The following is a 12,846-nucleotide window of genomic DNA, read 5'->3' as shown; positions in this document are numbered from 1 at the left end:
CGAAGGAAAGCGCGGCGGAGGGAACCGTTTTGCGCAAAGCGTCGATCGAGCGGTTGTGACGAAGCCGGCCACTTGAATAATAAGCACGCTCATTATATATCACGCTCATGACAACGGAAGGCATCGAAAGGCTCGGTTTCCTCCTCCACGACGCTGCGCGTCTGCTGCGCAAGCGCTTCGAGGCGAGGGCCAGCGGCTATGGGTTGTCCGCGGCCCAGTGGCGGCTGCTCGTGCGCTTGGTGAAGGAGGAGGGTGTCGCGCAGGCGCGGCTCGCCGAACTGCTCGAAATCGAGCCGATCAGCGTTTCCCGTCTGCTCGACCGCATGGAAGAAGGTGGCTGGATCGAACGCCGCCAGGACGCCAACGATCGCCGCGTGCGCATGATCTTCCCGACTGCCAGGAGCCGCGCGGCGTTCGCCGAGGTCAAGAGCATGGCGGGCGAAGTTTACGAGGATGCCCTGGCGGGGCTTTCGCCTCAGGCCCGGAAGGCGACGATCGACGGTCTTGTCGCGATCGTCGACAATCTCTCCGACGGCGAGACGCCGCCGTCGGCGGAGCCGGGCCCGGCGAAGGATGTGGCGAAGGAAAAAAAGGCATGAGTGCGGTGGAGAAGGTGAACGAGGCCGGTCCCGCGGCGAGATCGGAAGCGCCGGCAACGCCGGCGCCGGTGACGTCGCTGCAGCTCGTGCAGCCGGCGCCGAGGCGCAAGCTCGGTCGCGCGCTGCTTATGGCCCTGCTGCCTGTCGCGCTCGTGGTGGGCGGCGGTTATGTCTGGGTTACCGGCGGACGCTACCAGGAAACCGAGAACGCCAATCTGCGGCAGGCCAGGGTGTCGATCGCCTCGGAAGCGACGGGTCGGATCGTCGAGGTCGACGTCGCCGACAATGCGATGGTGAAGGCCGGCGACGTGCTCTTCGTCGTCGATCCGGAGCCTTATCGCATTGCGCTCTCCGAGGCCAACGCGGCCCTCGCCGCAGCACGTCTTCAGGTCGAGCAACTGCGCGCGGCCTATAGCCAAGCAGTCGCCCAGGAGCGTGTGGCGTCGGGCGAACTCGACTATGCCAAGGCGCAGTTCGACCGCATCACCGATCTCGCCGACAAGGGCATCAGCGCGAAGGCCACGCTCGATGCCGCGCAACGCGACGTCGATAAGGCGCGTGAGGAACACGCCGCCGCCCGGCAGGGCATCGCCAGCGCGCGCGCCGCGATCGGCGGCGACCCTGACATCGCGACGGACAAGCATCCGGCCGTGCTTTCGGCTCTCGCCGCGCGCGACAAGGCCGCCTATGCGCTGAGCCAGACCACGGTGCGGGCACCCGCCGACGGCATGGTCTCGCAGGCCTCGTCCTTCAAGCTCGGCCAGTTCGTTGCATCAGGCACGCCGCTGTTCAGCCTGGTCGAGACCGGCGACACCTGGGTCGAGGCGAATTTCAAGGAGACGCAACTCACCAACATGAAGCCCGGGCAGAAGGCCGAGATCGTGCTCGACACCTATCCCGGCCACGCCTTCGAGGCGACGGTGGAAGCGATCGGCGCGGGCACCGGAGCCGAATTCTCGCTGCTGCCTGCCCAGAATGCCACCGGCAACTGGGTCAAGGTCACGCAGCGCATCCCGGTGCGGCTCAAGCTCGACACAGCGGGAGCCGATCTCGCGCTGCGCACGGGCATGAGCGCTACGGTATCTGTCGACACCGGCGTCAGCCGCGGCTTCGGCAGCCTGCTCGGCTCGGCCAACGCGGCGGAATAGGTTTTCCCCGGCCGGAGATCCCTTTCCGGCCGACAGGGATGCTGCCATGAGCCAGTCCTCGACCCGAAGCGCCGAAGACGTCCCCCATCGCGGGCTGATCACCATTTCGATCATGCTGGCGACGGTGATGCAGGTGCTCGACACCACCATCGCCAATGTCGCGCTGCCCTCGATGGTTGGCGACCTCGGTGCGTCCCAGGACACGATCAACTGGGTGCTGACCTCCTATATCGTGGCGGCCGCCATCATGACGCCGGTCACGGGCTGGCTGTCCGACCGGATCGGCCGCAAGGAGCTTTTCCTCGTTTCGGTGGTCGGCTTCACGATCACGTCGATGCTCTGCGGCATGTCATGGAGCCTGGAGAGCATGGTGCTTTTCCGCCTGCTCCAAGGCGTGTTCGGGGCGGCGATCGTGCCGCTCTCGCAGACCTTCCTGCTCGACATCAACCCCAAGGAGCGCCACGGCCAGGCCATGGCCATGTGGGGTGCGGGCATCATGGTCGGCCCGATCATCGGTCCGACGCTGGGCGGCTGGCTGACCGAGAGCTTCAACTGGCGCTGGGTCTTCTTCATCAATCTGCCGGTCGGCATCATCGCGCTGCTCGGCTCGGCCGCCTATCTGCCCTCCGTCGCCCGGCGCCTGCGCGGCTTCGACTTCTTCGGCTTCGCCATGCTGTCGCTCGGTGTCGGCGCGCTACAGCTCATGCTCGACAGGGGCGCCGAGGTCGACTGGTTCTCCTCGCCCGAAATCTGGATCGAGCTCGGCCTTTCGCTCACCGGCTTCTGGGTCTTCGTGATCCATCTGGCGACCGGCGAGAACACCTTCATCGACCGCAAGATCTTCGCCGACCGCAACTTCGTGACCGGCCTGGTGTTCATCTTCGTCATCGGTGTCATCCTGCTGGCCAGCCTCGCCCTGCTGCCGCCGATGCTGTCGAACATCTTCGGTTATCCGACGATCACCACCGGCCTCGTCATGGCCCCGCGCGGCGTCGGCACGATGATCTCGATGATCCTGGTCGGTCGCCTCGTGCGGCTCGTCGACGCCCGCTATCTGGTGGTGACCGGGCTCGTGCTGACGGCTTACTCGCTTTACGTGATGACCGGCTTCTCGCCGCAGATGGACAGCTATCTCATCATCGAGAGCGGCGTCGTCCAAGGGCTTGGCCTGGGACTGGTCTTCGTGCCGCTGTCGACGGTCGCCTTCGCCACGCTGGACGCGCGTTTCCGCACCGACGCGACGGCGCTCTTCAGCCTCGTGCGCAACATCGGTTCGTCGATCGGCATTTCGATCGTCATCGTCGTCCTGACGCGCAACACGCAGATCAATCATGCCGAGCTGGCCCAAGCCATCACGCCCTTCAACCCGAACCTGTGGGCATCGTCGCCCTCTGCCGCGGGCGGTGACCCCGCCGCACTCACCCAGCTCAACGGCCTCGTCACCCAGCAGGCTCTGATGATCTCCTATGTCGACGACTTCAAGCTGATGATGATCGTCACGCTCTGCGCCATGCCGCTGGTGTTCCTGCTGCGCAAGCCCCGGGCGCCGGCGCAGGGCGGCGCACCGGCGGCACATATGGACTGAGCGGCGACCGACGGTCGTCCCACTGTCGCGGTCTTCAACATGGCTCTGTCAGCAGATCTGTGCCCCGGGCCGGCATGACGCTGGAGGTCAATCGCGAACCCCTACCGCCGGGCCTCTGTGGCCATCCTGACAGCCAGCCCGGCCAGCACCATGCCCACCAGCCAGCGCTGGACGATCGCCCAGAACGGCCGGCCGGTGAGGAACGCCGCGATCGAGCCGGCCATCACCGCGATGATGGCGTTGACGGTCACGCTGACCGCGATCTGCATCGCGCCGAGCATCAGGAGCTGGCCGAGCACACTGCCATTGTCGGGCGTCACGAATTGCGGCAGCAGCGAAAGATACATCACCGCGATCTTGGGGTTCAGCAGATTGGTCAGCAAACCCATCGTAAACAGCCGGCACGGACTGTCCTTGGGCAGGTCCTTGACCTGGAAGGGCGAACGGCCGCCTGGCCGTACCGCCTGCCAGGCCAGCCACAGGAGGTAGAGCGCCCCGCCGAAGCGCAGCGCGTCATAGGCGTAGGGCACGGCCAGCAGCAGCGCGGTGATGCCGAAGACCGCGCAGACCAGATAGAAGACGAAACCGAGCGCCACTCCGCCGAGCGAGACAAGCCCGGCCATGCGGCCTTGCGAGATCGACCGCGAGATCAGGTAGATCATGTTCGGCCCCGGCGTGAGCACCATGCCGAGCGCGATCAGGGCAAAGGCGACGAGATTGGTCGGTTCCGGCATTGGAGGTCCCCGCAAGAGGCGCGACTATGCCGATGCCGGAAGTGCCGGGCAAGATCGCTATCGGCGCGAAATGCCTCCGCGCTGGAAAAAGCTTCGACCAAACGGGTATTCCAGAAAAATCCAGTGTCCAAGGAGGCGCCGGCCGATCAACTCACGATCCGCAGGTTCGACAGTTCGTCGGCGATCTCCTTGAACTTTTCCGCGAGATCGCTCCCGGTGGCGTTGTAATAGAGCTTCTTCGGCTTGCCGTCGTCACCCTTGCGGAAGCGCGATTCCGACGCGCAGGCCTCCAGCGCTTCGATCGCCTTCTTCTCGCTGGACTTCGACAGGCTGAGGTCGAGCGACACCGTCATGATGATCACGCCCGCCGCCTTGGCGTTGGTGCAGACCGTCTGCATCTGCTCGTCGAGGGCGCGCGTATAGTTGGAGGAGTCGTAGCTCGTCTTGCCGACGTTGCTGCTCGTATCCATGAACAGGCGGGTTATGCTGGCGGCTTCGTATTTTTGGCCAGTGTAGCCATAGGCCGCGTAGGTCGAGCGCAACTCGGCGGGGTCGGTGCTCCCGAGGTCGCCATAGGTGTTGGCGCCGTCGGTCAGCACGATCACGACCTTGTCGTTGCCCTTCTCGGTTTCCTTGCGGCCTTCTGTGAAGGGCGCGCCGCTGGAAACGACGCGCCAGCCCCAGGCCGTGCCCTCCGGCACATTGGTGTTGCCGCTGGGCACCATGGCGTCGATCGCATCGACAATCGTCTTCTCGCCCTCCGCCACGGTGATGTCCTGGAGCGGGGTGATCGGATTGGTCGTGCAGGAGAAGTTGGGGCCATAGCCGGAGCCGGCGGAAGCAGTGCCGTAGGGCTTCACACGAAAATATTTGCGCGGGTCCTTCAGGCGCGACTTGGCGTCGGAGTTGTCGTCCCAGTCGCTCCACCAGTTGTTGTTGTAGCCGAAGCTCGACTTGTCGAAGAGATTAGGCATGCCGTCACGATCTGTGTCGAACCACAGATGCTTCGGTTCGTCCGGCGCGAACATCGGCACGAAAAGCGTTGCGGGGTTGGACGTTGTCGGTGTCGCGTCATTGTTGTTGTAGGGCGACGGCCGCGCCTCGACGCAGCCCTGCCAACTCGCATAAGGACCGTATTCGTAGATGTATTCGGGTTCGTTCTTATACCTCTCGCACGAGTTGCCGTCCGAACTGGGCTTGGCGCAAACGCGGCGACTCGTATTGGGAATAGCCTCGCGATCGGTTTCGGCCGTAATGTCGGCATAGAGGCTGAAACGGGTCAGAGGCCGGTCCTGAGAAGCCCCCCAATCCACGCCCCGCTTGTACCAGACGCCGCCCGAGAACTCCGCGTACTTCTTTGGATTTTTTGCATAATCCATCCAAGTCCAGTCGAAATTCTCATGGTGGATCGGCGAGATGCCCGTCGTGTCCATCCACGGCTCGTTGTCGCTGGAAGGGGAGATGTTGACCGATGCCGCGAAAGGCACGAGCCCGAACTGCACCGGCTTGTCGACCTGCTTCATCATTACCGCCTGCTTGGAAAGCGTCGTGATAAGCTGCTTGGCTGCAGCCTTCAGCAGGGTGATGCGTTGCTGCCCCGTGCCGCTGCCGGTGTAGTTCATGGAGCCGGAATTATCGAGGACCAGTGCGACCTCGAGCGTGTTCTTGAGCCGGACCTCCGACTGCGCGTTCATCGCCAGCGTCGTCGTGCCGTCCGCGTCGGTCTTGCCGATCAGCGCCGCGAAGGCGGGAAAGAAATAGGGCCGGTATTTCAGCTTTGCGCTGAGTTTCAGCGTGCCGCCGCCGGTATTGTTCTGCGGCAGCACGATCGAAAGCGTCGCATCCTCCGGGCTGACCGAACCGAGATTGGTTTCGAAGAAATCCTTGGCATAGGCCTTGACCTCGGTCTCCGTCGCGCCCGACAGGATCCGGTGCGCCGTCGCAATGCCGGCCGCATCAAGTGCGTTGAGCGTGTCGTGCCGCTGGCGGCTCATCTGGCCGTAGTCGACGGCCAGCGCCAGGCCGCCCATGATCGGCACTGTCGCGATGGCGGTCATCATCGCATAGTTGCCGCGTATGTCCCGCAGGAACCGACGGATCATTGCCTTACCCCAAGACAGCCCGATACCGCCGGAAGTCATCGCAGAAATACTTGAATTCCGAGTTTTGAAGATAGCTCGAAAACGAGGGTGCTTCTTCAGCCTTTGTTCACCATGGCGGATCCTCGGTCGGACGGCTCCGTCGGATCCATGAGACTTCCGCCACCGGAAAGCTGGTGACAGGCCGGGCGCGTTCGGCTAATCCCTGCGGGCCTGCGTCCCGCCGGCCGGGGCGCCGAAGCGCCACGTCCCGTGCGAGCCTGGGCTATTGGACATTCGCGTGGTGCCTTCCGAATGGCGGAGACCTGCCGGAGGAACGACGCGGCAAGACTTGGAAGACAGCATGGCAGCCACGCCGCCCGCGATAGGATCCCTCGACGAACTGACCGGCCGCTACGCGGCCATCTTCTGCGACGTCTGGGGCGTCCTGCACAATGGCGTTCAGCCCTCCATGGAGGCTGCGGCGGCCCTCGCGGCGGCGCGCAGGAAGGGGCTGGCCGTGGTGCTGATCACCAATTCGCCGCGCCCCAGCCCCAGCGTGGTCGCCCAACTCGCTGCGATCGGCGTGCCCGCCGATGCCTGGGATGGCATCGTCACCTCGGGGGACGTCACGCGCGACCTGATCGCGGAGGCGCCACGGCGGATCTTCCATATCGGCGCCGAGCGTGACCTGCCGATCTTCGATGGGCTGGACGTCGAGCTGGTCGAGGACTTCGAGGCTTCGGTTGTCGTCTGCACCGGCCTCGTCGACGACGACACCGAGACGCCCGACGATTATGCGGAGCTGCTGCGCCGCCTGCGCGCCCGCGATCTCCCGTTCATCTGCGCCAATCCCGATATCGTCGTCGAGAAGGGTGAGAGGCTGCTGTGGTGCGCCGGTGCGCTGGCGCGGGACTATGGCCAGCTCGGCGGCCGCACGTCGATCGCCGGCAAGCCGCACAGCCCGATCTATGACGTCGCGCTCAAATCCGCGTCCGACGTGCTGGGGCGGCCGGTCGGCCGCGATGAGGTGCTGGCTATCGGCGACGGCGTTCTGACCGATGTGAAGGGGGCGGTCGCCAACGGCCTCGACGTGCTCTTCGTCACGGCCGGCATCCATGTCCGCGACTATGGCGATCCCGATTCGCCCGACGCCGCCCTGCTGGCGGCCTTCCTCGAAAAGCACGGCCACGAGCCGGTCGCCTATATACCGAGACTGAGATAGAAGGAACGACAGCGGTGCCCCGTTTCCGACGCATCGGCGATCCGTCCGCGCTGCCCGGCGAATTGCGGGGCGGTGTGGTGGCAATCGGCAATTTCGACGGCGTGCATCGCGGCCATCAGGCGGTTCTCGACCGTGCGCTCACCGAAGCCAGGCGCCGCGACGTTCCGGCCCTGGTGCTGACCTTCGAGCCGCACCCGCGCACCGTGTTCCGGCCGGATGTGCCGCTGTTCATCCTCACCCCCCCGCCGGTCAAGGCACGGCTCATCGCCGAACTCGGCTTCGACGCGGTCGTGGAACAGGGCTTCACCCGCAGCTTCGCCTCCAACTCGGCCGAAGATTTCGTCACCGGCGTGCTCGACCGCGGGCTGGGCATCAGTCACGCCGTCACCGGTTTCGACTTCCATTTCGGCAAGGACCGGCAGGGCGGTCCGGCCTTCCTGATGGCGTCGGGTGAAAAGCACGGCTTCGGGGTGACCCTGGTCGACGCCTTCCGCGACGAAGGGACGGAAGTGATCTCGTCGAGCCGTATCCGCCAGCTTCTTGCCGATGGCGAAGTCGCGGAAGCTGCCGGATTGCTGGGCTACCGCTATACCGTCGAGGCGGAAGTAACCGGCGGCAGGAAGCTCGGCCGTACGCTGGGATTTCCCACGGCCAATATGAAGCTCACTCCGAGCGTGGCGCTCAAGCACGGCATCTACGCCGTGCGTTTCCGCCGGGCCAATGGGGCGCTCCATGACGGCGTCGCAAGCTTCGGGCGGCGCCCGACGGTGGACGATGATGGCGCGCCGCTCCTGGAGACCTTCGTCTTCGACTTCGAGGGCGATCTTTATGGCGAGGTCTGTTCCGTCTCCTTCTTCGGCTATCTGCGCGGCGAGGAGAAGTTCCATGGGCTCGACGCCCTCGTCGCGCAGATGAAGCGCGACGAGGCCGAGGCCCGGGCCCTGTTGTCAGGCGTGCGGCCGCTGTCGGCGCTCGACCTGACTGTCGCCTTTCCCTGACCGTCGACCGGACCGCGCGCATTTAATCCAAATTTTACCGAGCTGCCGCAGAACGGGGCGATTGATGCATCTTCTGGTTGTCACCGGATCGATGCGGTCAAAGGTCAAGGGGGCAGCCGTCGCCGACGCGCAACTCTTCGGCCTGCAACGGAGCGCGGGGCTGTTCATCGTGTCGAAGCGTCTATTGGGTCGTGCGTTGCCCGGCCTTTGTCTCGTGCTGTCGGTTTCGTGCGCCCATGCGGGCGAGAACTGGTTCTCCGGCGACTGGTATTTGACCGTCGGCGCGTCGGGATTCATCGCACCCGAATATGAGGGCGCCAGGAAATATCTGCTCGGGGTGTCGCCGCTCGTGTCGCTCGGACGTGCCGGCACCGAAACACGATTCTCGTCCCGCAACGACAATATCTCCATCGCCTTCATCGATACCGGTGCCGTGCGTGCCGGTGCCACCGGCAAGATCGTCTTTGAGCGCAGCACGGATGAATCTGACGACCTCGCCGGCCTGCAGCCGGTGGAATGGGGTGCCGAGGTTGGCGGCTTCGCGGAAGTCTATCCGACGCATTGGCTGCGTGTGCGCGGTGAAGTGCGACGCGGCATCCGCGCCCATGACGCCATCGTCGGCGACATCCAGGTTGACGCCTTCGCCGACGTCACGCCGACAGTGCGCGTTTCCGGCGGCCCGCGCCTCTCCGTCGCGACCAGCGACTATTTCGAGACCTATTACGGCGTCGATGCGGCCGGTGCCGCCGCGACTGGCCTCAGCGCCTACGACCCCGGCGCTGGCCTGGAGTCGGTCGGCGTCGGCGGCGCGGTCACCTGGAAGACCACCGACAAGATCACGACCAGCCTGTTCGGCGAATATGCGCGGCTGCAAGGGCCGGCCGCTGCGTCGAGCCTGGTGAAGGAGCGCGGTTCGCCGAACCAGTTCCTTCTTGGCCTTTCGGCGACCTATCGATTCGATTTCTCGCTGTAGTCGCCGCGCAGTTGCACGTGCTGATACGGGGACGAGAGCAGGTGGCCTGCGCCCGGCCGTCGGCGCCGTGCTGGAGTTCGCAGCGATAGGCCACACGATCTCGCACAACAGTAGGGTTCCGGCCTTTCCTTCGCGGCCTCCTTCCGTTAAATAGCGCGGCCATGACGAGCTTCGCGCCCTTCGCGATACGAATTACGTGCCCGGTGTTCCGGGCGGCCTGACGGTCGCCGGAGCCGCCGGGATTTTTGCGCGCCCTCTCGCGCTTTCTTCAAATCATGATAGTTGGACGCCTGAGGCTTTTTCGCCGCCGGCAATGCATATGGCAGAACGATGACCGACACCGCCGAGAAGATCGACTATTCGAAGACGCTCTATCTGCCGCAGACGGAGTTTCCGATGCGGGCCGGGCTGCCCGAGAAGGAGCCGCTGCTGGTCAAGCGCTGGCAGGAGATGGATCTCTACCGCAGGCTGCGCGAGGACGCCGCTGGGCGCAGCAAATATGTGCTGCATGACGGCCCGCCCTATGCCAACGGCAACATCCATATCGGCCACGCGCTGAACAAGGTGCTGAAGGACATCATCACCCGCTCCTTCCAGATGCGGGGCTACGATTCCAACTACGTTCCGGGCTGGGACTGCCACGGCCTGCCGATCGAGTGGAAGATCGAGGAGCAATACCGCGCCCGGGGGAAGAACAAGGACGAGGTTCCCGTCAACGAGTTCCGCAGGGAATGCCGCGACTTCGCCGCCCACTGGATCAAGGTGCAGACCGGGGAGTTCCAGCGGCTCGGCGTGGTCGGCGATTTCGACAACCCCTATACGACCATGGCTTATCACGCCGAGGCGCGGATCGCAGGCGAACTGCTGAAATTCGCCATGTCGGGCCAGCTCTATCGCGGCTCCAAGCCGGTGATGTGGAGCGTGGTGGAGCGCACTGCGCTGGCCGAGGCCGAGGTCGAGTATCAGGACTACGAGTCCGATACGATCTGGGTGAAGTTCCCGGTCGCGGCGAGTGGCGGCAGAGCTGGGCAGGACGGTGTCGACGGTGCCTTCGTCGTCATCTGGACGACCACGCCCTGGACGATCCCCGGCAACCGGGCGGTCAACTATTCGCCGCGCATCAGCTACGGCCTCTATGAGGCGACCGCCGCCGAGAACGATTTCGGACCGCGGCCGGGCGAACGGCTGATCTTCGCAGATGCGCTGGCCGAGGAGGCATTCGCCAAGGCAAAGCTCCAGTACCGTCGCTTGCGCACCGTGCCGGCCGAGGAACTCGCCGGGATCACACTCGCACACCCGCTCGAGGGTTTCGGAGGCGGCTACGAGTTCCCGGTGCCGATGCTCGCCGGCGACCATGTCACCGACGATGCCGGTACCGGCTTCGTGCATACGGCGCCCGGCCACGGCCGCGAGGACTTCGACGCCTGGATGGAAGCGGCCGCCGCGCTCGTCAAGCGCGGCATCAACACGCGGCTGCCCTTCACGGTCGACGATGCCGGCTTTTTCACCAAGGATGCGCCGGGCTTCGGGCCCGACCGCGAAGGCGGGGCGGCGCGCGTCATCGACGACAACGGCAAGAAGGGCAATGCCAACCAATGCGTCATCGATGCGCTGATCGTGCATTCGATGCTGTTCGCACGCGGTCGCCTGAAGCACTCCTACCCGCATTCCTGGCGGTCGAAGAAGCCGGTGATCTTCCGCAACACGCCGCAATGGTTCGTCTATATGGACAAGGAACTGCACGGTTTCGGCCTCGAGCCCGGCGCCCCGAGGCCGTCTCCCGACACCTTGCGCAACAGGGCGCTTGCGGCGATCGACGCCACCCGTTTCGTTCCGGCGGGCGGCCAGACGCGGCTTCGCGCCATGATCGAGGAGCGGCCGGACTGGGTGCTTTCGCGTCAGCGCGCCTGGGGCGTGCCCATCGCCATCTTCGCCGACGAGAACGGCGAGGTGCTGAAGGACGCCGAGGTCAACGTCCGCATCATGGAGGCCTTCGAGACCGAGGGCGCCGACGCCTGGTTCGCCGAGGGCGCCCGCGAGCGCTTCCTGGGCAGCCGCGCCAACGAGCCGTGGACGCAGGTAATGGACATCCTCGACGTCTGGTTCGATTCGGGTTCCACCCACGTCTTCACGCTGGAGGACCGTCCGGACCTCAAATGGCCCGCCGACGTCTATCTCGAGGGTTCCGACCAGCATCGCGGATGGTTCCACTCCTCGCTGCTCGAAGCCTCCGGCACGCGTGGTCGCGCGCCTTACGACACGGTCGTCACCCATGGCTTCACCATGGACGAGGAAGGCCGCAAGATGTCGAAGTCGCTCGGCAACACCGTCGTGCCCCAGGACGTGATCAAGCAGTCCGGCGCCGATATACTGCGGCTGTGGGTTGCGACGACGGACTATTGGGAAGACCAGCGGCTCGGGAAGAACGTGCTGCAGACCAACATCGACGCCTATCGCAAGCTGCGCAACACGATCCGCTGGATGCTCGGCACGCTCGCCCATGATACGGGCGAAAGCGTGCCGCTCGGCGAGATGCCGGAGCTGGAGCGGCTGATGCTGCACCGCCTCGCCGAGCTCGACGAACTCGTGCGCGCCGGCTACGACGCCTTCGATTTCAAGCGGATCGCCAGGGCGCTGCTCGACTTCATGGTGGTCGACCTGTCTGCCTTCTATTTCGACATCCGCAAGGACGCGCTCTATTGCGACGCGCCGTCCAGCGTCAGGCGCAAGGCGGCTGTCGAGGTGGTGCGCCATCTGTTTGACAGTCTGGTCACCTGGCTGGCGCCGATGCTGCCTTTCACGACGGAGGAGGCCTGGCTCGAGCGTTACCCCGAGGCGCGCTCGGTGCATCTCGAACAGTTCCGTGTGGTCCCGGCCGAATGGAAGGACGAGGCCTTGGCCGAGAAGTGGCGCAAGGTCCGCCAGGTCCGCCGCGTCGTCACCGGCGCGCTCGAGATCGAGCGGGCGAAGAAGACGATCGGCTCCTCGCTGGAAGCGGCGCCCGTCGTGCATATCACCGATGCGGAACTCTTGCAGGCGCTGGACGGTCTCGATCTCGCCGAGATCAGCATCACAAGCGACATTTCGGTGTCGGACAAGCCGGTTTCGGGTGACGCCTTCACGCTCGACGAGGTGAAGGGCGTGGCCGTGGTGCCGGGCCTCGCATCGGGCCGCAAATGCGCGAGGTCCTGGCGCTTCACCGACGATGTCGGCGCCGATCCGGCATTCCCGGATGTCTCGGCGCGCGACGCCGCGGCGCTCCGTGAACTCCGGGCGCTGGGGCGGATCTGACCGGAAATCGACCGGCCTGACCGGTCGTTGCCCTTCTCGGCGGCTTGGGGTAAAAGCCGCCGAGACCTCGTCATGCCACGTTGTCGCCGGATTTTTGGGCGAAGAGCAGTGGTTAATTATTTTGCGATAGCATCCGTTTTTCCAGCGAGAGGCGGTTTCTGGTGGGACTTACCGCATGAGGCAGTGGCACGCGCGCTTGTCGGTTTCGGCGCCGT

The 12,846-nt window shown here is 65.1% G+C and carries 9 protein-coding genes; 7 read left to right on the top strand and 2 right to left on the bottom strand.

Annotation, left to right across the window (positions count from 1 at the left end; genetic code table 11):
• Nucleotides 1–107: 107 nt before the first annotated feature.
• The 3 genes from JN280_RS32460 to JN280_RS32450 are packed head-to-tail and all read left to right on the top strand — an operon-like array spanning nt 108 to nt 3,332.
• Nucleotides 108–599 (top strand): MarR family winged helix-turn-helix transcriptional regulator, encoded by a 492-nt coding sequence (locus JN280_RS32460; RefSeq protein ID WP_202308321.1) that lies wholly within the window; start codon nt 108–110, stop codon nt 597–599.
• Nucleotides 596–1,747, top strand: coding sequence for an HlyD family secretion protein (locus JN280_RS32455; RefSeq protein WP_202308320.1), 1,152 nt, complete (start codon nt 596–598; stop codon nt 1,745–1,747). The genes JN280_RS32460 and JN280_RS32455 overlap by 4 nt, the downstream gene beginning before the upstream one ends.
• A gap of 46 nt (nt 1,748–1,793) precedes the next feature.
• The gene (locus JN280_RS32450) at nt 1,794–3,332 is read left to right on the top strand and encodes a DHA2 family efflux MFS transporter permease subunit (protein ID WP_202308319.1); all 1,539 of its coding nucleotides are present in this window, start codon (nt 1,794–1,796) and stop codon (nt 3,330–3,332) included.
• A 101-nt stretch (nt 3,333–3,433) separates the two neighbouring features.
• Here JN280_RS32450 and JN280_RS32445 read toward each other — a convergent pair whose 3' ends face one another.
• Nucleotides 3,434–4,066, bottom strand: a complete 633-nt coding sequence (locus JN280_RS32445; RefSeq protein WP_202308317.1) for a LysE family translocator — start codon at nt 4,064–4,066, stop codon at nt 3,434–3,436.
• A 146-nt stretch (nt 4,067–4,212) separates the two neighbouring features.
• Entirely contained in the window at nt 4,213–6,168 is a 1,956-nt protein-coding gene (locus JN280_RS32440; protein ID WP_202308315.1) for a TadE/TadG family type IV pilus assembly protein, read from the bottom strand.
• Nucleotides 6,169–6,508: 340 nt separating this feature from the next.
• Here JN280_RS32440 and JN280_RS32435 point away from each other — a divergent pair, with 340 nt between their 5' ends.
• The 4 genes from JN280_RS32435 to ileS all read left to right on the top strand — a co-directional run bounded on the left by JN280_RS32435 (nt 6,509) and on the right by ileS (nt 12,631).
• On the top strand, nt 6,509–7,369 hold the full coding sequence (locus tag JN280_RS32435) for a TIGR01459 family HAD-type hydrolase (protein ID WP_202308313.1): 861 nt from the start codon (nt 6,509–6,511) through the stop codon (nt 7,367–7,369).
• A gap of 14 nt (nt 7,370–7,383) precedes the next feature.
• Entirely contained in the window at nt 7,384–8,367 is a 984-nt protein-coding gene (locus JN280_RS32430; protein ID WP_202308311.1) for a bifunctional riboflavin kinase/FAD synthetase, read from the top strand.
• A gap of 64 nt (nt 8,368–8,431) precedes the next feature.
• Nucleotides 8,432–9,340 (top strand): MipA/OmpV family protein, encoded by a 909-nt coding sequence (locus tag JN280_RS32425; protein ID WP_244742402.1) that lies wholly within the window; start codon nt 8,432–8,434, stop codon nt 9,338–9,340.
• Nucleotides 9,341–9,670: 330 nt separating this feature from the next.
• Nucleotides 9,671–12,631 (top strand): isoleucine--tRNA ligase, encoded by a 2,961-nt coding sequence (gene ileS, locus JN280_RS32420; protein WP_202308309.1) that lies wholly within the window; start codon nt 9,671–9,673, stop codon nt 12,629–12,631.
• Nucleotides 12,632–12,846 lie beyond the last annotated feature (215 nt).

It is taken from the genome of Mesorhizobium sp. L-8-10 (genome assembly GCF_016756635.1).
In the GTDB taxonomy this organism is placed as follows: domain Bacteria; phylum Pseudomonadota; class Alphaproteobacteria; order Rhizobiales; family Rhizobiaceae.
The sequence above is the reverse complement of the archived record's forward strand: the minus strand, read 5'-3'. Positions and strand labels throughout refer to the sequence as shown.